This is a genomic window from Paenibacillus sp. Dod16, from assembly GCF_049893405.1.
GTDB lineage: Bacteria > Bacillota > Bacilli > Paenibacillales > Paenibacillaceae > Paenibacillus_AQ.
The window spans coordinates 104,969-128,369 of the sequence record NZ_JBNDYG010000009.1 but is presented as its reverse complement, the minus strand read 5'-3'; the positions used below and the strand labels follow the sequence as shown (position 1 = coordinate 128,369).

Below are 23,401 nucleotides of genomic sequence, written 5' to 3'. Positions count from 1 at the left end.
TCGCCCCTCATCTTATACCTTGATTAAAACACAAGTGACCCACAAGAGGGTCACTTTTTTAAAGTGTCCTTCTTATGGGTCACAGTTCATTGTGCCAGGAGCGGCTGCTTTAAGTTTAAACTGTATTAACACTAGGGATGACATTGGGGATCGTAGTATTACGAAAAAATTTTGATCGGTTACTTTTGTTTTCGGTCCTCATTCATTTTTGCTGTAACTCTTCTAACATCTTCTGCATTTATTTTTCCATCCTGGTTCACGTCCAGCTTCTGCAAATCGCCTACCGGTTCTTTTCCTATATGCCTTGCTACCAGCCTGATATCATGATGATCTACGGTTCCGTTTCCATCCACGTCTTCGGGGATCGTTACTTTCGTTCCAATATGGATTCGGGACAAGTAGGTGCGGTCCGTGCCGTCCGAATAATACAGATATCCGTCATCGCCTATCGTAAAGCTATAAGCACTTGTTACCTCTCGATACTCCAGGGTAACCGGATCAATCGCAATGAGCTTGGAGCCGAAGAGCGCGTACAGTATACCGTCGGCATCCCATTTCAGCGGAACGGAAGACCATGCACCGTAATTGAACGATCCCGTGTGAACCTGCTTGCTCTTCACAATTTCCTTATTATCCGGGTCCATCGCGAAAATGGTACCGTTAACGGCTCCCCAAATCAGCCCATCATGGGGTCCTACTGTCAGTCGGCCGATAAATTCAGGTTTATCTATGCCTTCGATCTGTGGTGACCATTCCGCTAATTTCTCTCCAGTTAAGGCATTCATGGTAAACATTTTGGCTTCCTCTGCCGTCGGGTTGCTTCCGAGGCCGTTGTTAATATTCGTTGAACCGAAGATTATACCGTCTTTATAAGCAAGACCTACCACACTTTGATCTTGAACAACGTTTCGTATAACCTTCACGCCTGTCTTGTTCTCGGCATATGCGCTTGGATCAATGATTGTTACGGCTCCTCCATTAACCCCATATGCGGATACACTCCCAAAATAGATACGTCCGCCGCCGGACGTCGCTTCGATTAAACGATCCTGATGGGCCTCAGGGTCCACCTGCAGGAATTGGGAGGGATTTCCGTTACCCGGCGCTCTGGTTTGGTCATATTTATGAACATAAGCTTTGGGATACACTCCCATATACATGGCATTGTCATGATACACCATGCTGTCGGCCTGGCCGAGGGAAATCGAAGTCACCTGGTTCTGGTCCGGATCATAGACAGCCCCTGTACCTGCGCCCAATGTGCTCATAAACAACTGGTTATCCGAGCCTTTTTCAATGACGTGAATATTCAGCGGCGTCCCTTCAACGACCGGGCGCGTAGCCGTCATCTTATTCTGCGTAACGTTGAAATAAACGATTCCCCCGCCAAATTGCATGGTTACCAGATTCATGCCAATCAGATCCGGATTCTCATGCTGATCGATTTCGAGCCAATCGGCACCTCTAAGCCCGCTGCCATAGGCCATGCCCGTGGATCCAATCTCGCCCGTTGCCAAGTTGTAATATTTTAACGTGTTGTCCGCAATGAAGTAGACTTTGCTTTCATAAGAGTCCGTAACATGCAGACCAGTCACATTGGATAACACAACGTTCAGCCAGCTGGAAGACTCAAGATCATAGACATACATATTTTTGGATTCGGAATATCGGGCGAATATATAGCGGTTGTCAACCAGATTCATATCGTACACAAAGCCGGTTTCCTGTTGATCCATCAGGGGCTGCGCTATATTCGTTTTGCTTCCGGTCGCTAAATCCAGTTTGATGATTTGACCGTGCGCCGTACCGGCATAAATATGTCCTCCTGCTTCATCCAGTGCGATTGATCTTACGTATTCTTGCGGCTGGTTTCCTAGCATTCTGCCGTAATCTTCCGTAACGGTCCCCAAACCGAGATCGTATTTAAATACCTTTCCGCCGGGATAAGTACCGACATAGGCATTCCCCTTGCTATCGGTAACAAGTGACCACGGGCCTTCGTCAACAAAGTCGTGTATAAGGTTCATCTCTTTGGTCTCGGTTGAATACAGCCAGAGCGTTCTATGTGATGTCACATACACATGCTTTCCGTCCGGTGTGACTTCATGGTGCCAGGCATCTCCGCCCCCGCCCTGCAAGATCGATGTATGAATTACCTTATTCGTGGCCATGTCTACGACATTGAATTGGGCAGGAGAGCCTTTTACCGTTGTAAACATAACCTTTCGGCCATCCTGTTCCCCGACAGCCCCGTCATAGATGCTGATTCCCCGAATGGGTTGGGCCAATCGTTCCGGCTGTCCATACACTTTATCCTCCAACCGTATGGGATTCGAGAGACCTGCGGGGTTCGTGAGACCGGCGTCCTGCCATGCTTGTGCATTCATGGGTTTTGCCGGGAGGTTGGTTGTCATACAAGCACACGAAAGCATAACCATTAAGCCCATCTTCACTTTTACACGCTTCAAATTTCCGCACCTACCTTTTCAATAGAAGATATTTCAACCGTATAACCCTAACTTGATAGATGTTACTGAAGTGACGATGCATCCCGAATCAAATAGGCTGCTGCTTCAGATGAAATATGCTTCCCCGTTTGGGCGTGGACTTGATTGATAAATGCTGTGATATTCCCTTTTGTGGCCTTCGCAGCAAGGCTGTTCGCAATACCAGGATTATCGATCCATCCCTGTTCAGCGAATCGATACACAAGCTCTTCCAGACTCTCGAAACTAGTGACGATATGGAAATTCATCTCTTGAACGGATTCGTTGCCTGCCAAATCGGCTGCCCGTATCGTAAGCGTGTGCTCGCCCAGAGGGAGTCTGAATAACGGGAGGGCTGATGGATGATCTACCCGCTCTCCGTCCAGAGTGATGACGGTTCCGTCCGTATCCATACCCGACCATTCGTCCTGAAGTTCGAAATCCAGCTTCAAATCATCCGCAGTGCTGATATCTTCGGGTATGTCCGATTTCCAGCGGATTACGGGTCCCTCGCGGTCCACATGCAATTGAAGCTTACGCGGTGCCTCCTCGTTGCCAGCTTTGTCAATGGATCGATAAGTAAGCACGTGACGTCCATCCTCCTGCACACGCAATGGCGAACCATCGTAGCTGGTCCAATTTACTCCTTCATCCCAGGAGTATAAAGTGGATTCAATCCCGGCTCCTTCATCATAGGCCGACAGCGTAACCGTTACAGGGCTAACGAACCATCCATCCTTTCCATCAGGCTTCTCCGGATTGGTCGCAGGTTCTGTCGTTGGGGCCTGGGTATCCTCTTCTTCAGCATCGGAGACGGGAATCATGTACATTCGGGTTTCTTGCGCATAATAGATGTTTCCGTCATCCCCCAAGGTAAAGAGTGCCGATTTGATTCCCAGTTCTTTATGCTCCATCGTATCGGGATTCAATATGGTCAGCTGACCGTAAAGGTCGGTATAGAGCAGGCCATCGTTCCCCCATCTGAGGTGGATCGGCCTCCACATCCCGTAATCGGTGACACCCGGATAAATGACCTTGCTTTTAACGACCTCCTGCGTGGCAGGGTTCACCGCAAACAGAATGCCGTCTGCTGCTGCCCAGAGGAGTCCGTCTTGATCGAAGGTCAGCCCGCTGATCATGATCGGGGATTTAACGGCGCCCGGAATATCAGGCGTGAATTCGCTAAGCTTTTCGCCGCTAACAGCATCCCACACGAACATTTTTGCTTCCGACTCGGTTGGATCGATGCCGAGACCGCCTCTTATGCTGGTCGAGCCGTAAATTTTGCCGTCCCGATAAACCAATCCCACGATGCTCTGGTTCCGCACGACATGGCGATGAACATCAAACGTTTCGGTGGCCGGGTCGTACGCAACGAGCGCTCCGCCCAATTCTCCGTAATACGGTATGGTCCCAAAGTAGATTTTGCCTCCGCCCGTAGTCTGAACATAAGGACGATCTTGATCTTCCTCCATGTAGAATAAGGATTCCGGATTGAGGTTCGGCTTGTTCGGATCCGTTTGAACGGGAAGCGTTGTATCCAGCTTGCGAATCTCCGCTTTGGGATAAATGCCAAAGTATACGTCATTCCCGAGCGAGCTGATGCTTTCGGCTTGGCCCATCGGATACGTCGAATGAGTACGCGTAACGGGATCGAACACGCCTCCCAATGCGGAGGTCATGCCGCTTGTATAGATTTTGCCGCCCGGTCCTTTCTCCAGAGCCTGAATAAGCGTAGGTTGTCCTTCGGCAACCGCAGGCAGCGTCTTATGAATGCCGGACTCGAAGTTGAACAGTGCCGCCTTCCCTCCGAATTGGATCGTCACTAAGGTCTCGCCGGGAAGCTCCGGATCATCCGGAAAACGGACCCAGCCGGTAGAGCGGAAACCAGTTCCATAAGCAATACCCGTATCCGTGACCTGCCGCGTCGTCATATCAAAAGCTTGAACCTTCCGATTTTGGACGAAATACACTTTTCCTTCGCGTTCGGGCGACACATCAAGGCCGCCGTATCCGCTGTATACCTCATCCAGCCAGACGCCCCTCGCCATATCGTATATAATCAATGCGGTTGTTCCATTGCCGTTTAAGTAAGCGAAAAGGTAATCCCCCCTGGCATCCAGGCCATACACGAACGGGAGACTGCTTACGCCCGGTACGTCCCGAATCGGCAGTTCTGTCTTCTCCCCGGTAACCGGATCGAGCTTGACGATATGGCCTACCGTGCCGATACCTGCATATACAATACCATCCGCATATGCAATAGAACGAACATACCCTTGGCCTTCTACCATGGTTCCGTAATTCGTGAACGAATTCGTTTTGGGATCGAATTTAAACACCTTGGCGTTGGGATACGTCCCGCCGTATACATTCCCTTGCTCATCCGTGACTAATCCCCAGATAGAGGTTTCGCCTGGAATCGCAGGTCCCAAATCATCAAGTTCTTTAGTCTGGGGCGAATATCGGTAAACTTTGGATTGACCTGCTATATATAGCGTTCCATCTGGAGCAACGGTCTTAGCCCAGGAGCTGTCGGCATCCGGAAGCGGGATCGTCCGGAGCAATTTGTTGTCCACGAGGTCAATGACGTTTAACATGGCCGGCTTTCCATTCACCGTGGTATACATGACGTCACGACCATCCTCTTGACCATAAGCGCTTTCAAAAATGGCAATCTGCTGAATAGGAGCTCCCACGGTAACAGGGTCCCCGAATTGTTTGTTGATTGACGATTGAGCTTCTACAGGCGCTGGTTGCAGCGAAGACAATCCTAATAGGGTTATCGTAAGTATGATCAACTGGGTTTTGAACGGCACGATATTTAATTTCATCAAACTTCCCCTTTCGAATATGGTTTAGCCTAGCGTTTGGAACAAACGATTGCCCCTCCCCTCAATTAACCTACAGGACGAAACAAGTATGGACTCCATTTCGTACTTGCTCATCATTGTAAAAATACTCAAGGGTTCCGTAAATGTCTCATTTTCAGAGATTTTGATTTTCTCCAAGTAGATTTGATGAATCCTTAAACATCCCTCAAGCACGGAGGATTCAAAAGTGGTGGAAAATACAAATGAAGTGGAGAAATCAAAAAAACCGAAACCCTTAAATAAGGATTTCGGCAATATTGTCGCAACGGTTATTGAAGCTCCCATTAAGCTCTGCGAATGGTAAATTCAAAGGACATGTCCGTCGAAGGATCAAGTTGATACTCCTCATGAACCGGAGCCCCCCAGCTGTCGTCACCCCCAACCCCCATTTGCCGCCCGGCAATGGTAACAACGGTATGGTGAACGTTCGGCAGCTCATAATGATGCGTCGCGTTCTCCAGCTCAAATGCGGTATACGGCGATATATTGGCTTCTACCGGTGCTGCCGATGGTGCCTCCATCGTGATGCCATGACCTTGATCGCTGGTTATGGATACTTCGCGCACCCCCGTACGATTGCCCGATTCCTGCGGTACCAAGTAGGCTGATACATTATCCGCCGCACGATTGCGGAAGCGACACAATCTAGCTCCGAACGCACGGTCGATATAATTCTCTTCCGGTCCGTTTGCATACCAATCCAGGTTGTCGTAGTCCGCCGGTACTTTGAACGTAAGGGCAAAGATCGGCAGCTTCGGCAAGCCCGGTTCTCCTTGGTACCCCGCCTTTACCTGAATGCTGCCATCGGTAAATACCGTGTACGATACACGCACCCGTATTTCCTCGGACACGCTCAGTTTATACACGTAGGTCACGGTCGCGCGGTCCGAGTTCTCCATAAGCTCGCAGCTTAACGTTCTTCGGGTCAGGCTTGCAGCATACCAAAGCGCGGAATCGAAAGGCAGTCCCGCTCCTTTATCGTTATCCGTCATCGCTCTCCAGAAGAGCGGCACCGGCGGCGAAGAGATCATCTCCCGTCCCGCATACTTGATGGATATGAGGGTCCCTGCCTGCTTCGAGAACAAAACGGAGAAATCACGTCCATGAACGCCGATATTTACGTCCCCTTCAACTACACGGAAATCATTCGCAGCCGTATCGTGCGAAACTCCTGAATCTGATTTCAGGCGTTCCGCCTCCGACGCTTGCGTATGGTCAGGAGCGTCAACAGCCAACGGGTTCTCCACTAAAAATACATGCTGTCCAAAAGCAATTTCGTAGCCGGCTTCCGCCCATAACGATTCCTTCTTGAGCACGAGTGAAACGTCCAGCGTATACTCACCGGTTGGATACCCAGCCTCAGGCAATTCCAGCTCTACATATCGCTCTTCACCGGGATCAACCTGGGTGCATACCGCTCCGCTGTAGATGTTCCTTCCCTCTAAACTCAGGCAATATTTAACTTCATAAGCATCCAAACCCACAAACAGGTTCTCGTTTCGGATCGCGACGCCACAACGATCCGGAATCAGCTTGACGTTCTGATACAGGAATTTCACTTCCTGCATTTTGGGGGACCATGTCCGATTCGCATAGACGATGCCGTTGCCGGAGAAATTGTAATCAGTTGAACGATCATCAAAATCCCCTCCATAAGCCATAAAAGGCTTGCCATAACGATCACGTTTCACGATAACCTGATCCATGAAATCCCAGATGAAGCCGCCTTGATACATCGGAAACTTCTGCTCCAGCTCCGTATATTTATGCAAACCGCCGACGGAATTGCCCATGGCATGCATGTACTCGCAGCTGATGTAGGGCTTGGAAGGATCGTTTTGCAAATACTGTTCAATATCCGCCGGTTTGGCATACATGCGGCTCTCCATATCGCTCGCATCGTCATACTCCCGGTTATGGAACACCCCTTCGTAATGCACGAGCCGGGTAGGGTCCTTCTCCCGAAAAACATTCGCAACGTTCCGAATGACTTCTCCGGCATAAGACTCGTTGCCGCAAGACCAGATCAATATCGATGGGTGGTTTTTATCCCTCTCCATCATGGAAATCGCACGGTCCAACACGATATCCTGCCATTCCGGCCTGCTGCCCGGTATGTTCCAGGATGGCTCAACGGCCCCCATTTTCTGCCATGATCCATGTGTCTCCAAATTCATCTCGTCGATGACATACACGCCGTACTCATCACACAGCTCATACCACAGCGTCTGATTCGGATAATGCGACGTCCGTACGGCGTTAATATTCGCCTGCTTTAATGTCTTGATATCCCACAGCATATCCTCTTTCGTAATGCAGCGTCCGCGGCGGGAATTGAATTCGTGCCGATTGACACCTTTGAATACAATGCGCTTGCCGTTTAAGTGCATCACTTTGTCGATCATCTCGAATTTGCGGAAGCCTACCTTTTGCGGCACAACTTCCACAAGGTTTCCGGATGCGTCATAGACGGATACGTACAGCGTATATAAATTAGGTTCTTCTGCGCTCCACCGCTGGACCTTCCCGGCAGCTAACGCAATCGACGCCGTCCCCCCGGAAGCTCCGGTCTCGCCCCGGACCACTGGATTTCCTGCTGGATCCTTGAGCTCAAGGACTACTTTCGCAGCGGACTTGCCCCTGAGCTGCATGGCAGCCTTCAGCGTTCCAAGTTCATACGTTTCATCCAAATCGGTTTGAACATGCAGATCCTGCACATGAACGTCCGGTACCGTATACAGATACACGTCTCGAAAAATACCGGAAAAGCGCCAAAAGTCTTGATCCTCCAGCCAGCTTCCGGTGCTGCGTTGGTAAACCTCGACAGCCAGCTTATTCTCACCCTCGGTTAAGTACGGCGTGAGGTCAAATTCGCTCGGCGTAAAGCTGTCTTCGCTGTAGCCAACAAACTCCCCGTTGAGCCATACATAGAAAGCCGTTTCAACTCCCTGAAAAGAGATATACAGCGGACGCTGCGACCAGCTTGGAGGAACGTTGAAAAACTTCACATAACTGCCCACCGGATTGTGGTCCTCTGAGATCATCGGGGGTCTAAGAAACTCCTGACCATCCCAGGGGTACATCGTATTCACATACTGCGGCTGCCCATACCCCTGAAGCTGGATATGTCCGGGAACCTCAATATCATCCCATCCTCTGCAGGAAACGTCCATTCTATAAAAATCCGCTTGACGTTCCTTGGCATTATGAGCATAACTAAACTTCCAGCTTCCATTCAGGCTCCGGCGCCAAGGCATCTCTCCAAGCTGTTCGGCTTCAAGTATCGTTTCGTAATACCGATGATCGGAGTGCGCGGGCATCCTGCTTACCGCAAATATGCCGGGGTCGGACAACCATGCAAGACTTGGCGCGACTCCTCGTTCAACCTGCTGTTTCATCTGTTTTCCTCCATATTTCAACTTTATTTCACGGAACCTGTCATCCCAGCAACAAATTGCTTCTGCATCATAAAGAACACAAGCGCCGTCGGCAGCGTCGTAATGACGATGGCGGACATGATCAAACCGTAGTCTGGAGCATAGCCTGATCCCAGGTTCGATATCAGCAGCGGCACGGTCATATTCTCCGGCGACTGCAGCACGATCAGCGGCCACAGATAGTTGTTCCAGCTGTTCAAGAAAGTAATAATCGCTGCGGCTGCATAGGTCGATTTCATCGTCGGCATATAGATGCGGAAGAATAGGCCCAGCTCCGACAGACCATCGATGCGACCGGCTTCCATCATATCCTTGGGAAACATTTTGGTGCTTTGACGGAAGAAGAAGATTAAGAACGCCGTCGTGAATGTCGGCAGAATGACAGCCCCTGCCGTATCAATGCCTAGAAAGGGTACAACCCCCGATACTTTGGCAAACATCTGAAATAAGGGCACCATAATCGCCGCGAACGGAATCATCATCGAGGCCAGCAGGATATTAAATACGATATCTTTGCCGCGGCTGCGGTACATCTCAAAGCCATAACCAGCGGCTGAGGCAACCAGCAGTGAAAGCACGGTAGTCACCACCGAGATTTTTGCGGAATTCCAGAGAGCTTGCCACATGTCCACGGAACTGAACAGATTGTTGATATTCTTGACCAGGTGCGAACCCGGCAGCAGCGTCCCTTTCGTTACGTCCACGGACGGATTGGTGGCACTGACAACCATCCAGATAAACGGAAAGATGGAGATCAGGGCAGCGATAATCAGAAACAGGTAAGTAAACACGCGTTTGGTTTTCATGATCTCTTGTCACCTCCAACTTTGTTCTGGATCATCGTCAATATGACCACCATGAGTACGATCGAGTAGGAAACGGTAGCTGCGTATCCAAAGTCAGGCGTGTATTCGAAGGAAAGATTGTAAATATATTGCGATATCGACATGGTTGCGTTTCCGGGGCCGCCTTTGGTGATGTTAACCACCTCGTCAAACAACTGGAGCGTTCCAATGGTCGATGTTATGGACGTAAACAAAATGATCGGCTTCAATAGCGGAATCGTAATTTTGAAAAACTGCGTGAAGGCATTTGCACCATCGATGCGTGCAGCTTCATACACGGATTTATCGATATTTTGAAGTGATGATAAATAGAAAATCATATTATAGCCTGTAAAACGCCAGGTAATCGCGATGATAATCGTAACTTTCGCCCAGAAAGGGTCGGTAATCCATTGAATCGGTTCCTGGATCAGATGAAGATTCACCAGAAATTTATTGACGATGCCGTCGGCTCCGAACATGTACTTAAAGACGACGGAGTACGCTACAAGCGAGGTTACCGTCGGCAGGAAAATAGCCGTTCTGAAAAAACCTTTAAACTTCAGTCTATCGTCATTGAGCAGCACAGCGATAAAGAGTGCCAGCACCAGCATGACCGGAACCTGAATGAGTAAGTAAATAAATGTGTTCTTGACGGCCGTAAGGAAGGTGGTATCGCTGAACAGACGAATATAGTTGTCTATACCGACAAACTGTAGATTGCTGCCCCTGCCTGATTTGAAGGATAGGATTAACGCTTGAACCATCGGATAGAAATAAAAAATACTAATCATGACAACCGGCACAAGAACAAAGAACCAGCCTGTCAAACGTATCCGCCTTTGACTGTTCAGGCCCTTATGAATTTGCGGGCTTAGCCTGGCTTTTTCTGTATTCACACCACTCCACACCCTTCTGTTGATCCATGTCTTATGGATAGAAATAATAAAACCCTCGCTCCCTTCCTTCAGCAGATGTCCACTTTTCAGGAGAAGAAGGAGCAAGGGCATTTGTGTACTGCCTGAGTGTGTTTAACGAATTTGCGTATCGGCCTGCGCCTGCGCATCTTTCAGAACAGTTTCCACGTCTTTACCGCCGAGATACGCCTGCATGGCAACGACCATAATGTCCTCGATGGCGTACGTATTCATGCCGTAGTTAACGTTAGGAATTTGTTCGGTCCAAGCGGCAAAGTCTGATACGACTTTTTGGCCTTGGAAATATTCATCCGCTGCCGCGTAAGCTTCTCCGCTTGCGGCGGCTTTCAGGGTGCCGATGACCCCGACTTTTGTGTTCAACGTCTGATACAGCTCAGTATCGGAAGCAAATGTCTTCGCGAGGAACTCCGCAGCTGCTTCTTTACCCTCTACATTCATGACATACCAGGAGCTGCCGCCAAGGTTGGATGCATGGACGGACCCCTCTGTTGCCGCAAGCTTAGGAAGCGGAGCTACCGCCCATTTACCGGATTGGGAAGCTTCGGCTTTGATCGAAGGTGTAATCCAGTTACCGGTCGGCACGGTAGCCACTTCACCGCTGTTGAATGCTCCGACAAATTGGCTCCAGTCCGAGTTCACCTTCACGATGCCGGAATCCATCATTTCTTTGTACAATTCAAAGGCTTCCTTCAATGGAGCATTGTCTGCAATCGTCGGAGTCTGGCCATCTTCTGCCGTATACCACGCCCCCGCTGATTGGATCATCATGCGGATAAGTCCCAAATCGTTAGGATCGAGCGTAATCATGTTTTTGCCGGTTTTCTCTTTGACGGCTTTGCCAATCTCGATGTACTGCTTCCAGTCGATGTCCTGCAGGTCATCCAGACTGTAGCCTGCTTGCTCGAGATAATCCGTTCGCACGTACATTCCCGTCACGCCGGAATCAAACGGAACGCCGTACTGCTTGCCATCTACGCTGGTCGGGCCAATCTTATAGTCCGCAAAGTCATCCACTTTCACGATGTCCGTCAATTCGTAGAAGGAATCCGGATACGCTTGCAAGAAGCTCTGCGCACGGTAATCCTCAATGAGCACGATGTTAGGCAAGCCTTTCGTGGAACCGGAGTTCAACCCGGTGTTCAGCTTTTGAACGATATCGGCCTGCGCATTTTCTACAACATGAATCGTGACGTCCGGATTCACTTGGGCATAGGCTTCTTTAGCTACATTCATGGCGGCAATGTTAAATGCCGGGTCCCAAGCCCATACCGTAATTTCTTTTGGAGCGGCACTGCCTTCACCGCTAGAGCTGCCGTTACTGCCCGACCCGCCTTCCGTACCGCCGCCCGAAGAACATGCCGACAAGAGGACAACCCCGGCCAGCAGTAAGCTCATTAATTTTTTCAATGTGTAACCCCCTTTTAAGTCTGAAAATAATAAAAGATGGAAGCGTTTTCTCTGCTACGCATCCATCTTATCATTTTGTATTCGTTTTCATTGGCACTATCTTTGTTAGCTTTGGTGCTATTATTGGATCCTGTTTTTCGCCTTCATACCGGCTCTGGTACAATCTTTAGGTTCTTGTAATATCTTTAGCTTTTGGTCAATGGTAGCGTAATGATGATTTTTGTTCCTTCACTGCGTTTGCTTGTAATGTGGATCCCGTATTTCTCGCCGTACATCAACTTAATTCGGTCATCCACATTGCGTATCCCAATGCCGGAGAACAATTGGCGTTTGCTCATCGGTGCAGGCAACGATTCTTCCTCCGCCGGGTTCTGCTCCAGATTCATTCCGTCCCCGTCATCTACAACTTCACATACAAGCTGGTCTTCCTGAACCGCAATCATGATCAGAATTGTTCCCTCTCCCTTGATGTTGAATGCGTGAAAGAATGCATTCTCAATAAAAGGCTGAAGAATGAGTTTGGGCATATGATAATCCAGGCTATCCGGCTCCACAAAGTAATGAACGCGGATTTTCTCACCGTAACGCACGTGATTAATATACACATAATGCTTCAGTGTCTCCAGCTCCTGCCGCACTGGTATGGTGGAATGAATATCGCTGACTGTATTTTGCAGGAGCGATATAAGCGCGTTGATCGTACCCGCGGCTTTTTCCTTGTTGCCCTGCTGCACCAGAAATTTGATCGAAGCCAGCGTATTGTATAAAAAATGTGGATTGATTTGCATTTGGAGCGCGGCCAGCTCCGCATTTCGCTGCTGCTTCTGGGTTTCCATCAATCGATCCACATAATCGTGCAGCTCATCAAGCATATAATTATACGCATTCCCTAATTCCTTAACTTCATAACTGCTATTGGCAACATCTACATGATGATCGAATCCGCTTGTCGGAATATTCGACATCTGTTCGACCAGCACACGGAGCGACTGCGTCATTCGCCGGGTGATCAGAAAAACAATGATAAGTGATATCGCAACGATGGACATGATTGTCAAGGTGACTGCTTTAGCGTTCACCATCTGTCCGGTCACGGCTTTCTTGTCGATCATATTGACCAAATAAAATTCAAATTCCGGCAAGTATTCCGAGAACACAATTCGTTCGTTCCCCATCACATAGGCAGATGGATCGTCCTCTCCCTCGCCCTGATCCGTTACGACTTCTTGAAGCAGCCCCTTATCCGCCATCCCGATCAACTCGGTCCTGTTGCTGGATACAATAACCCCTTCCTCGTTCAACAGCACAACGTCATTGCCTTCGCTTGTAAAATTGGCATAGAAGGGTTTAAAATTCCGGTCGCGAATGGCCACGTATAACGTGCCATACATTCTCCCGGTCGACTGATCAAAGAGAGCTTTGGAAGCGACGAGCATGGGCTCCTTTGCGTCTGCGCTATGACCCTCGCCGCGATAAAGCTGGTATAAGATTTGCGCAGGGTGAGCCATAGTCGCTTTTGTAATCGGGTGATCCTTCAGTTCCTTGGCCGAGATAGACCAATACCAAGGATCTGTGGAATAACTTCTCCCATTCGCTCCAACGATCATGATGCCAACATCGTAAGCACTAAAGTTAGACTGGACCGACTTCATGCCCTCTGTCATCTGATACGTTTTCATCGCAAGCGCCACGGCCTCCGTCTCTCCGCCCGATAAATAACTGCGGATTGCCGCATTCTGGGCGATCATGGTGGCACCGGTTGCTATGGCGTTATTATAGGACTCCAGGTTTGACTTCATTTGGTTTAACAACTTGCCGTTCGTGATGCTGAATGTCTGCAGAAATAACTTTTCCGACATGCTGATGGTAATGGACAGCGTCAGAAGTGATACGGTCACGATGCTGATGAGGGTCACGAGAAACAGCTTAAGGAATAACCCCTGTTTTCGCAGCTTGTTTATGGCTTGTCCGATCATGATTCCCGTATCTCCCGTGCGTCTTGCCTCCGAAACTGGCTCGGAGAGATGCCTGTCTGCTTCTTGAACACCTTGGTGAAGTAGCTCTGATCCGAGTATCCCACGCTGGCGCTGATTTCGGAAATCGTATGTTCCGTTGTCAGAAGCAGCTCCATGGCTTTTTCCAAGCGGATTTTGTTGAGGTATTCACTGAAACCTTCTCCATTATACACAGCAAAATAACTTGACAGATAAGATGCATTGAAGTGGAACTGCCTGGCCACTCCGGTGAGTGTGATGGGGTCGGCATAATGGTCCTGAATATATTCAAGCAGCCGGTCCATATTGGGATTAACGGATGTATTCGTCTCGCCTATCGCACGTTCCGCTTCGCGGATGAACGCTTCGACAACAGCGATAGCTTCGCTGGCATACCTGGCTTCGTCTATTTTTCGGAAATAATCGTATTTGGCATTCTCCAGGCTTCCGGTCTCAACCTTCATTTTTCCAAGCGTGGTCGCCACGTTAAATATGAAATTCCCCAACGACGATTTGAATTCGAAAATATCGGTGCGATAATCCATCGAGCGCAGGCCGGCGTATTCCAAAAAGCCGGTGAAGGCCTTCCGGTACTGCCTACGTTTCAACAGTTCCATGAGCTCGCCCATGTCATATTCGAGATGCGAATCCGGAAGGCCCGGCAAATGTTCGTATTCAATCAGCGTCCGGTCCTTAAGGAAGAAGCCGTATCGCATGAGTTTCAGATAATTGTCATGGTAGACCTCACCGAGACTTTTAAAATCGGCAAAGCACTGGCTGATAACAAAATGCGTCTCACTCATATCCTGTACCAGTTTGGAGATCAGTTGCCGGAGTTCAATAACAAGCTCGTCCCACCGCTCAGGATTCACATTGAGCAGAAAAAGTGCCGTATCGTTAATAAACTTCAACCGCATATACACGATCTCGGACAAAGCAAGCTGCTGAAGCCCTCGCTCCATTTCGTTTCCGAAACTCCATTTGTCACCGGAATCTTTCATGTGCTTCATATCCGCTCCAAAAAACAAATACTGTCCATAAGGGAATTTCGAATCCAGCAACACGGGATCCAGCGCAGGCTCATACCCGGTCATAAGTTTCTCGATGGCTTGCAGGATCTGCCCTTCCTCACGACCCGCGCTTGGATCATCCATCGGCTTCATGGCGACCATTTTGGCCGTAGTTTTATTTAGGATGGATAATAGATAATCAGCTTCCAGCTTTGGCTTCAGGATATAGTCCGCTACACCACTCTGAAAAGTAGACCGGACGTAATCGTATTCACTGAAACTGCTGAGCACGATGACTTCGATGTGAGGATGCTTCTCCTTAACAATCTTGACCAGTTTCTCCCCGCCCATGACAGGCATTACGATATCTGTAAGAATGACGTGGGGATTCACCTCATCCATCAAATTCAGTGCTTCCAGACCGTTAGAAGCCTCACCGACGATTTGGTATCCTTCCTGTTCCCAATTGAGCAGGTGTTTAATCCCCTGCCTGACAAGCATTTCGTCATCCACAATCATGATCTTGAATAATGGTTTCATACCTGCCTCCCTTGCAGCCTTGTAACCGTTTACGATTTGCCGGATATGTCTTAGCCAACCTTCATTTCAACGACATGATCTAATTAACTCAAAGATTATGGCATACAAATATCATACACTGCAACGTACGATTAAAAAATATAACGGACTGCATATATACCGTTCCTCTACTAAATACATTTTTAAAAAAAAGGGGCCAAAAAGCCAGACCGGGGGCGGTTCTGGCTTATGCCAAGCTACCTATGAGATTGGGAGCGTGCTAATCCCTCATTATTGTTATCCCCCATGATATACTCATAATAATCTGGTAATCTCTTCGCGAAAAGATAGTAATCTATCCAGCGTCTTTGTTTAGTTTCATTAATAATCTCAGTAAATTCAGAAACTGTAACTCCCTTATACCTGCAAGAATGAAGCATTTTGTTATCCCCCAGAAAGATGGCAATATGAGCTACTCTATTAATCCCTTTCTTCCTGTAACGCTTACGATTAGTAAAAAACAATAAATCGCCACGTTTGAGTTGTTTTTTTTCTATTTTTTCACCTAGCAAACTTTGCTCGCGAGATGTGCGCGGAAGAAGAATGCGAAATTGACCATACAGAAATTGAATAAATGAACTACAATCAAATTCATTTGTCTGAAAAGGTTTTGCTCCCAAACGATAAGGTGTTGATAGATATTTATAACCTTCCTTTATTATCTTTTCACTGCTATTTTTGATATATAATTTTGGCTTGGTTTTAATTGTCATATATCTCACTCTCCCGAAGTAAAGCCAGGGACAAGGCTTCTTCTTTTAGACATCCGCTGTTATAATGCCTTCACGTTTAAGGACTTGCAAAATCTCCTTGGCTCTAAACTTATACATATGCTTTCTGATTGTAGTCTGTCCTTGGAGTTGAATGGCTTTTCTCTCAGCCGGGTGATTCAAATAATATTTAATCACTCTCTGCATCTCTTCTTTACTCCCTGCAGTAACCAGGTCTTTCCCTGGAGTAAAATAACGCTTTATAGCAGGTGTATCACTAGTTAGCATAAATCCGCCTGAGCCAAGTATCTCATAAGTTCTCTGAGTGAGTTGATTCCTCTTATTTTGAAGACCAATCATGATATCTGTTGAATTGTACACTTTATGTGCTTCCTCATACGGTAAATATCCGTGAATAGCTGACTTAGGAATTGGGCGGCTGAAGATTCCTTTCATCTGATTCCAATGTCGACCGTAAATGTTCAAATCCCACTTGTTTTCCAATACCGTATTTATGCAATCCTTCATCCACTGAAAACGCAAATGATCTGGTTGTTCCCGATATAGTTTCGGATAAGCATTCGCGATGAGGGCGATCTCTGAACGATATTTATTCACAGGTTTTCCCTTCGCATGGACAGAAGGATGATATCCAAAATCCAATTTTGCGCTTCGATATCCCAAGCGTTTATACAAGTTGATTCTCGGTCTGCAAATCGTAAAAATAAAGTTAGGTTTTACACGGCGAATTAATGGCAGCGAAAAATCAAATGTATATCCTGGATCTTCCGTGGCCCAATAGATCACAGGGATACCTGTATTCCTGATTAATTTGCGGATTTGGAGCTGTTTTTCTTGAGTTGAGTTATCTGGTGTCCAACCAATAACCATAATGATTTGCGGACGAAACTTACGAATGAGTTCCTCTGCTGCTTCACGTTTTCTAGGACTAACACACTCTACGCGATGCCCCAAATCCCGAAACCCATTGGGCAGTCCATATATCCACATGGGATGACTTTCTAAAAATAAAATGCGCACCTTTCCTGTCCCCTTCTGTGAGTTCTTCTCGACAGATTATGCATGAAATGACTGTAATGTCATTCATCAGATGGATCAAATGATGATTCTCGGACATACGATAGCAGGATAAGTCAGATTCGCTCAGTAAGGAAAAGGAGGAAAGCTTAACTTCAATGAGGTCTAATAAATGCGTTGTCATTGGTATAACGGGCAGCTCCGGTAAAACGACAACCAAAGAAATGATTGCTTCTATATTGCAGCAGAGGCATCGTGTATTTAAATCGTATAAGAATGGAAACGATTGTTGGTTCACCTCTCAATACGCAAAGCAGATAAAACCTTCTCACGAGTACGCTGTTCTCGAGTTCGGCATGAAGCATGCCGGAGAGATAACAAAGCACTGCCAATTGATTCAACCCGACATCGGATTAATCACAAACATCGGCAAAGCGCACATTGGGAATTTCAAACATGGAATCAATGGAATCGCGGCATCGAAATCAGAAATTATCAGCGGGATGAAGCCTAATGGACTTCTTGTCACAAATGCGGATGATCCTAACTCCAAAAAACTCACATTCCACGATTCCTTTAAAGGACGGATTGTTACAATAGGCATTAAACAAACGGCAGATTACCGTGCTGGAAATATTCGTTATTCAACTCAGGGAATGTCCTTTTCCGTCATGCTGCGCGGCGCTAATGAACATTTTGATATTCCAAGCATCGGAATCTATAATGTCCAGAATTCATTGTTTGCTATAGCAGTATGCGATCAATTAGGCATTCCTGTTTCGGATATAAAACACGGGTTGCTTCATTACGAGAGACCCTATGCTCGCATGGAGTTAAACCATTTGAATAACGGAGCCATCCTGATTAACGATGCGTATAATACAAAGCCTGAGCTTAATGCGGCACTCGACGTCCTTCGGTACCTAAGTAAAGGAAAACGTAGAGTCGCAGTTATTGGAGGTATAACGGATACGGGAAAATGGACGAAAAATATTCACTACCAAGCAGGAAAGGATCTGGCGCGTTCGGATCTTCATGCTTTATATACGTTTGGAACGAAGGGGAAACACATTGCAATAGGAGCTAAAAAGAATGGAATGAAGAAGCATGTTGTCCATGTTGCCTCTATGGCAGAATTAAAAAGAAAAGTTCAGCGTGAGATTGGCCTAGGAAGTGTAATCCTGTTTAAAGGCGCTGCTCGGAATAATAATACGATACTGATGCGGTTCATCGATCGTTTACTAGGTTCGAAAACAAGGGAAAACGTCTAAGTTTTCCCTTGTTTCTGTTATTAAATAATTTTATTCTTCTTCAGCACTTGCAGCATATAAGCAGCCCTGTGTTTATAGCTGTGTTTGGCCGCTGCTTTCTGTCCGGCAAGAGCAATTTGCTCACGTTGACGAGGATTATTTAGATAATGTTCAACCAACCTAATCGTGTCTGCTGGAGATTTAGAGGTAACGAGATGAACCCCTGGTTTAAAATGCTTTCGTATTTCGGGTGTATCGGAGGTGATTAGAAATCCTCCCGAGCCGAGTACTTCGTATGTGCGCTGCGTCAGCTGTGTCGGGTGATTTTGAAGACCCAGTATGATTTTACTCGTGCTATAAACCTTATTCGCGTTTCGGTAATCCAAATATCCATGAATCCATTCTTTTGGGATACGTGTTCCGAGGAAAGGTTTCATTTTGTCCCAGTTCGTTCCATAAAAGTCGATTCTCCTGCCTGCCTTGAGCAAGGGGCTGATTAGCGTCTTGATCGACGAATGGCGATAATGTTTTGAGTATTTTTTTAGCTTAACGGGGTAACCGTTCGCTATAACCGCTATCGTGTGATTATAAGAAGGATTTGGTTTTACCTTCCGGTGAACAGAACGATGATATCCGAAATCACAATGGTCTGATTTAAATCCTAAAGACCTGTATTCCTTAACTCGTTTTGCACAGATAGTAAAAATAAAGTCCGGCGAAACATAACGGACATAGGGAAGCGTAAATGTATCTGTATGTGTCGGGTCCTCCGTTGCCCAGTACACATGGGGCACCTTAGCCTTCAGAACACACTCTTTAATACACTCCTGCTTCCATTTCGCTGTATTCTCCTCTCCCCAGCTCATCGTAAATATCAGTTGAGGTTTAAAGTCTTTAATGATCCCGGTCAGTTTACGTCGGTTGATTGGACCGGAGATCTTCACGTTATGCCCTAAATCACGAAAGCCATTCGGCAGACCATAGATCCACATCGGATGACTCTCTAAAAATAATATATTCAAATTCAGGCCCCCTCCTTCCTTTACCATTACAAATCGAAGATGATCTCAGCCTTTTCATAAGCTATGCTTTTATATAACAGATGTTCCATGGCGATATGGAATTCGGAGGGAATTGATTTTTTAGGCGGACTTGCTTCAGGAACAAGCAAAATGAATACGATGTATCATCAACAGACCCCAGGTGATCCGGCCTTGAGCAGTTCACTGACGGTTACAAATTCATAACCCTTTGCCCGCAGTATACGAATGATAGTGGAAAGTGCCTTCGGAGTCTGGGAAGCCGTGTCACTTGCGTGCAATAATATGATGTCGCCTGGCTTTGTCCTTGCTGTAGCATTGTTAATAATTTTCTTCACTCCAGGTTTCATCCAGTCTAGCGAATCGATGCTCCATTGAATGGTTGTATAACCTCTGGATTTCAACGTCTTTACCACTCGCTGATTCCAATCCCCATTCGGTGTTCGAATCAAGCGAGGATGCACTCCGAGTGTCGAAATTAATGCATGTTCAGCCTTTATCGATTGCTTCTTGATCCACTCATTTGTCTGTTCCGTATAATTCTCATGTAAATACCCGTGCGATCCAACCTCGTATCCCGAATATTTCACTTGCCTTGCGATTTCGGGATAATGGCGTGCCCATGTTCCTGATAAAAAGAAGGTTGCCTTATCTACCTGTTCTTTCTTTAAGATTTTGATTACAGGTAAGGGAACTTTACTTCCATTTCCAATGTCAAAAGTTAAAGCAATCCATTTTTTATTGTTTTTTAAATTCACTCTATACACGGCCTGATTGTTGTTCAATCCGTTCCCTCCATTCTTTGTACTGAAGTATCCTATGTACTAAAAGCTTGAATGATTGGACGGCTAATCAAGGTATCATCAGGAGGACTATGAAGATTCTATTCTTGGAGCGGGGAAAGCTCTGGTCCTATGGTCTTCCAGATGGACTCAGAGACTTAGGGCATACCGTGCATATTTCAGGACCGGTTACAGAGACTGCACTTGTCAAACAGATGCATTCCTTTCGGCCCGATCTATTAATTAGCGTAGGTTGGGGTCCTGATCATACGGTTTATAAACAGCGCTTGATGAGAAAGATGGCTGCAAAATATAAGATCCCTCTCGTCTATTGGTCAACAGAAGATCCGAATTTCACGAACGAATTTACCCTACCTCTTATCAAAAGAATGCAGCCAGATTATATTTTTACCATTTCGAAGCAGACGGCAAAGATGTTTCGCAGCTTGGGTTATCCTTCCGCCTATCTGGATTTTGCATATCATCCTAACATTCATTTTAGAACCAAAATAAAACCGGCCTATCGGGCTGATATCGCGGTCGTAGCCAATGCTTATCCAGATGTTCTTCGCAGATACCCGCGCTTATACCGGCATAGAGCCATCGATATTCTTATCAAACCACTCATTTCTAGCGGCTATAAGGTCGATTTCTATGGCAAGGATTGGGGTAAAATGGGTGCCTATCTCGGAAAAACATTGCCAAAAGATAGCCTGCGCGGGAAAATTCCTTATAAAAATGCAAATCAAGTGTATAGTTCAGCCAAAATCATCATTGGATTGCAAAACTATAAACATATGCTGACGCAACGAACGTATGAAATTTTGGGATCGGGAGGATTTCTCCTTACATGTAATACTCCCGCTGTACAACGTTTGCTCCGCTCTAATTATGATGCTGCCATTTCATCGTCGGGACAAGAAACGTTGTCTCTCGTGAGATATTATCTGAATCATGATCAGGAGAGAGAAAGAATTCGAAGAAACGGAAGAGGAACCATTTCGGCAGAAAACTATAAGAATCGTGCAGCTCAGCTACTATCCGTATTAAAGGATGAGGGTATATTATCATGACGATCTATAATCGAGTAGTTAGCAGGGTCCCAACTAAACAAGCGGTCCTCGCTCTGACATTTAACATTGCGAATGGACGCAAGGTTCCGCTGTCCGTGCTTAAACTGTTGAAAACCGAAGGAATCACAAGTACTACTTTTTTTGTTACAGGAACATGGGCAAGATCCAACCCGGACATTGCTAGAAAAATCACAAATATGGGTTATGAGATAGCCTCTCATGGGTACCTTCACGAGAATTACTCAGAGCGTTCGAATGCTTGGATTGAGCGAGATGTAACACGCGCACAGCGGGCAATTCAATCCGCTTGCGGGATAAAACCAATGATCATACGCACGCCAAGTGGCGATATGAATCTCCGAGTTATAAAGAAACTGCTTAACATGAATCAGCAAATTATCCATTGGGGAACAGACTCGCTGGATTGGAAAATTAGAAATCCATCCCAAATCGTTTCAAGGGTTTTGAAGAAGGCTAAATCAGGTGATATCATATTGCTTCATGCGTGTGATACCTGGCATCAAAGCCTTGATGCCCTTCCCTCCATTATTAAAGGATTGAGACAAAAAGGATTTCGATTCCTAAGCGTGAGTGAGCTGAGGAAATATGAGGAATAAAGGGAGAATTACGAATACTAAAGGTGAGATCAGCAAAGAGAAACGGTATGGAGTAAGTGTAATCACAAGTACAAATCGACCTCAATTTTTCAAACAATTGATCCGTAATTTTTCTAGGCAGCAATTCAAACATAAAGAGCTTATCGTTATCTTGAATCACGACAATATGAACTTGAAGGAATACCGTAGGAAAGCTGGGGACAAACGTATCAAAATATACAAGCTCCCAAGTAAAATGCCCCTTGGTCATTGTCTAAATTATGCCGCGGATCAAGCAAAATATGGCATTATCTCAAAATTCGACGATGATGATTATTACGGGCCGCTTTACTTAAAAAATCAGCTGGAATCTTTGGTCCGTAACGGCGCGGATATTGTGGGAAAGCGGGCTTGCCTCATCTTTCTGGAAGGTCATAATCAGCTGGTACTACGTTATCCCAGGCTGCAAAATCGTTTCGTTAAATTTGTGGCTGGTTCTACACTTATGATGAAAAGGTCTCTCGTTAAGAAAATACCCTTTAACAAAACATCGCCAGGGGAATGTGTCAACTTCATGGAAAGATGCCGTGGAACAGGTTATAAGATTTACTCCACGGATTATTTAGATTATGTGACAGTGCGCCGCAATAGTAAAAGAGGCCATACTTGGAAAGTCAGTGACAAAACAATTAAATCCCAAAGCATTCTGATTGCGAAAAACGATAAGAATTACAGGAAATACGCGATATCAACCAATAAAGATAAAATCAAACCAGATCTTTAGCAAACCAATGCCGACCAATCTTCATTTTAGGTTTTAGCTTTCGAATCCAGGGGGAAGTTGACTTTTCCGGATTAAAAAAGTATAAACATCCTCCTGTTGGATCTTTACCCCTTAATGCCTCTCTTACCGCTTCATATACTCTCTCATTTGGACGAAGCCAAAATGTACCCGTAGCTATGACTGTAAAAGCTAAGGGTTGTGTAATTACCTCTCTTAAAGTGTTTGGGAAATCATGAGAATGGAGGCGATTGAGTACAACAGCTCCAACGGCAACTTGTCCTTGAAACGGCTCTGTTCTTGATTCGCTGTAAATAACTCTAGCCAGCATTTCTATCGCAGGAGAATTGTCCGTCAGTTCCTTTAGCCTCCTGATCACCTGTGTTGAATTCCCCTTAATATTAAACTCCTTTTTAAATGAGAGTAATGCCTCGGCAAGAGTACTGTTCGTATACCCCAATGCTCGTAGTCTTGCCCGATTGTCCATACTGCCATCTCCATTCTCTTTAAGAGTTTAGTATACTGTATTCTAATATTGATGAGAGGTTTGGGCCGTAAAAGAAAAACTGCAAAAAACGCCACG

Annotated in this window: 17 protein-coding genes; 4 read left to right on the top strand and 13 right to left on the bottom strand. The window is 46.4% G+C overall.

Translation table 11 applies throughout. The annotated features are described in order from the left end of the window. Positions 1-179 precede the first annotated feature (179 nt). The 10 genes from ACPV3A_RS10115 to ACPV3A_RS10070 all read right to left on the bottom strand — a co-directional run bounded on the left by ACPV3A_RS10115 (position 180) and on the right by ACPV3A_RS10070 (position 17,299). Positions 180-2,468 carry a dockerin type I domain-containing protein gene (locus tag ACPV3A_RS10115; protein ID WP_426199358.1) on the bottom strand — a complete coding sequence of 763 codons (2,289 nt, stop codon included), beginning with the start codon at positions 2,466-2,468 and terminating at the stop codon, positions 180-182. A gap of 62 nt (positions 2,469-2,530) precedes the next feature. Beyond that, positions 2,531-5,320, bottom strand: a complete 2,790-nt coding sequence (locus ACPV3A_RS10110) for an OmpL47-type beta-barrel domain-containing protein (RefSeq protein ID WP_426199356.1) — start codon at positions 5,318-5,320, stop codon at positions 2,531-2,533. 323 nt (positions 5,321-5,643) lie between these two features. Next, positions 5,644-8,757: a glycoside hydrolase family 2 TIM barrel-domain containing protein gene (locus ACPV3A_RS10105; RefSeq protein WP_426199354.1), complete on the bottom strand. Its 3,114-nt coding sequence runs from the start codon at positions 8,755-8,757 to the stop codon at positions 5,644-5,646. A 23-nt stretch (positions 8,758-8,780) separates the two neighbouring features. Further along, a complete protein-coding gene (locus ACPV3A_RS10100) occupies positions 8,781-9,602 on the bottom strand; it encodes a carbohydrate ABC transporter permease (RefSeq protein WP_194544115.1) in 822 nt (273 codons plus the stop codon). Continuing rightward, on the bottom strand, positions 9,599-10,414 hold the full coding sequence (locus tag ACPV3A_RS10095) for a carbohydrate ABC transporter permease (protein ID WP_233355134.1): 816 nt from the start codon (positions 10,412-10,414) through the stop codon (positions 9,599-9,601). The genes ACPV3A_RS10100 and ACPV3A_RS10095 overlap by 4 nt, the downstream gene beginning before the upstream one ends. A 237-nt stretch (positions 10,415-10,651) precedes the next feature. Then, complete coding sequence (locus tag ACPV3A_RS10090) at positions 10,652-11,965, bottom strand: ABC transporter substrate-binding protein (RefSeq protein ID WP_426199352.1); 1,314 nt, start codon at positions 11,963-11,965, stop codon at positions 10,652-10,654. Positions 11,966-12,150: 185 nt separating this feature from the next. Next, on the bottom strand, positions 12,151-13,941 hold the full coding sequence (locus ACPV3A_RS10085; protein WP_426199350.1) for a cache domain-containing sensor histidine kinase: 1,791 nt from the start codon (positions 13,939-13,941) through the stop codon (positions 12,151-12,153). Continuing rightward, complete coding sequence (locus ACPV3A_RS10080; protein ID WP_426199348.1) at positions 13,938-15,509, bottom strand: response regulator transcription factor; 1,572 nt, start codon at positions 15,507-15,509, stop codon at positions 13,938-13,940. The genes ACPV3A_RS10085 and ACPV3A_RS10080 overlap by 4 nt, the downstream gene beginning before the upstream one ends. A gap of 236 nt (positions 15,510-15,745) precedes the next feature. Further along, a complete protein-coding gene (locus ACPV3A_RS10075; protein WP_426199346.1) occupies positions 15,746-16,261 on the bottom strand; it encodes a C40 family peptidase in 516 nt (171 codons plus the stop codon). 45 nt (positions 16,262-16,306) lie between these two features. After that, complete coding sequence (locus tag ACPV3A_RS10070; RefSeq protein ID WP_194544119.1) at positions 16,307-17,299, bottom strand: CgeB family protein; 993 nt, start codon at positions 17,297-17,299, stop codon at positions 16,307-16,309. 155 nt (positions 17,300-17,454) lie between these two features. On the opposite strand from ACPV3A_RS10070, the gene ACPV3A_RS10065 reads away from it, so the two are divergent. Further along, the gene (locus ACPV3A_RS10065; protein WP_426199344.1) at positions 17,455-18,567 is read left to right on the top strand and encodes a UDP-N-acetylmuramoyl-tripeptide--D-alanyl-D-alanine ligase; all 1,113 of its coding nucleotides are present in this window, start codon (positions 17,455-17,457) and stop codon (positions 18,565-18,567) included. 20 nt (positions 18,568-18,587) lie between these two features. On the opposite strand, the gene ACPV3A_RS10060 is transcribed toward ACPV3A_RS10065, so the two are convergent. Both ACPV3A_RS10060 and ACPV3A_RS10055 read right to left on the bottom strand, forming a co-directional pair. Beyond that, a complete protein-coding gene (locus ACPV3A_RS10060; protein ID WP_426199342.1) occupies positions 18,588-19,568 on the bottom strand; it encodes a CgeB family protein in 981 nt (326 codons plus the stop codon). A 167-nt stretch (positions 19,569-19,735) separates the two neighbouring features. Beyond that, positions 19,736-20,371, bottom strand: a complete 636-nt coding sequence (locus ACPV3A_RS10055; RefSeq protein WP_426199340.1) for a polysaccharide deacetylase family protein — start codon at positions 20,369-20,371, stop codon at positions 19,736-19,738. 89 nt (positions 20,372-20,460) lie between these two features. Between ACPV3A_RS10055 and ACPV3A_RS10050 the strand changes: the two genes are divergently transcribed. The 3 genes from ACPV3A_RS10050 to ACPV3A_RS10040 are packed head-to-tail and all read left to right on the top strand — an operon-like array spanning position 20,461 to position 22,821. Next, positions 20,461-21,441: a CgeB family protein gene (locus tag ACPV3A_RS10050; RefSeq protein ID WP_426199338.1), complete on the top strand. Its 981-nt coding sequence runs from the start codon at positions 20,461-20,463 to the stop codon at positions 21,439-21,441. Beyond that, the gene (locus tag ACPV3A_RS10045) at positions 21,438-22,058 is read left to right on the top strand and encodes a polysaccharide deacetylase family protein (protein WP_426199336.1); all 621 of its coding nucleotides are present in this window, start codon (positions 21,438-21,440) and stop codon (positions 22,056-22,058) included. The genes ACPV3A_RS10050 and ACPV3A_RS10045 overlap by 4 nt, the downstream gene beginning before the upstream one ends. Further along, positions 22,048-22,821: a glycosyltransferase family 2 protein gene (locus ACPV3A_RS10040; RefSeq protein ID WP_426199334.1), complete on the top strand. Its 774-nt coding sequence runs from the start codon at positions 22,048-22,050 to the stop codon at positions 22,819-22,821. The genes ACPV3A_RS10045 and ACPV3A_RS10040 overlap by 11 nt, the downstream gene beginning before the upstream one ends. Here the strand turns inward: ACPV3A_RS10040 and ACPV3A_RS10035 are convergent. Then, positions 22,805-23,305, bottom strand: a complete 501-nt coding sequence (locus ACPV3A_RS10035) for a cell wall hydrolase (RefSeq protein WP_426199332.1) — start codon at positions 23,303-23,305, stop codon at positions 22,805-22,807. The two genes, ACPV3A_RS10040 and ACPV3A_RS10035, sit on opposite strands and share 17 nt — an antisense overlap. Positions 23,306-23,401 lie beyond the last annotated feature (96 nt).

Bases quoted from the DNA above. Each gene is read 5' to 3' on its own strand.
- ACPV3A_RS10080 (WP_426199348.1), bottom strand. From the start codon at position 15,509: ATGAAACCATTATTCAAGATCATGATTGTGGATGACGAAATGCTTGTC.
- ACPV3A_RS10085 (WP_426199350.1), bottom strand. From the start codon at position 13,941: ATGATCGGACAAGCCATAAACAAGCTGCGAAAACAGGGGTTATTCCTT.
- ACPV3A_RS10095 (WP_233355134.1), bottom strand. From the start codon at position 10,414: ATGATTAGTATTTTTTATTTCTATCCGATGGTTCAAGCGTTAATCCTA.
- ACPV3A_RS10105 (WP_426199354.1), bottom strand. From the start codon at position 8,757: ATGAAACAGCAGGTTGAACGAGGAGTCGCGCCAAGTCTTGCATGGTTG.
- ACPV3A_RS10050 (WP_426199338.1), top strand. From the start codon at position 20,461: ATGAAGATTCTATTCTTGGAGCGGGGAAAGCTCTGGTCCTATGGTCTT.
- ACPV3A_RS10075 (WP_426199346.1), bottom strand. From the start codon at position 16,261: ATGACAATTAAAACCAAGCCAAAATTATATATCAAAAATAGCAGTGAA.
- ACPV3A_RS10100 (WP_194544115.1), bottom strand. From the start codon at position 9,602: ATGAAAACCAAACGCGTGTTTACTTACCTGTTTCTGATTATCGCTGCC.
- ACPV3A_RS10040 (WP_426199334.1), top strand. From the start codon at position 22,048: ATGAGGAATAAAGGGAGAATTACGAATACTAAAGGTGAGATCAGCAAA.
- ACPV3A_RS10065 (WP_426199344.1), top strand. From the start codon at position 17,455: ATGAGGTCTAATAAATGCGTTGTCATTGGTATAACGGGCAGCTCCGGT.
- ACPV3A_RS10045 (WP_426199336.1), top strand. From the start codon at position 21,438: ATGACGATCTATAATCGAGTAGTTAGCAGGGTCCCAACTAAACAAGCG.
- ACPV3A_RS10035 (WP_426199332.1), bottom strand. From the start codon at position 23,305: ATGGACAATCGGGCAAGACTACGAGCATTGGGGTATACGAACAGTACT.
- ACPV3A_RS10110 (WP_426199356.1), bottom strand. From the start codon at position 5,320: ATGAAATTAAATATCGTGCCGTTCAAAACCCAGTTGATCATACTTACG.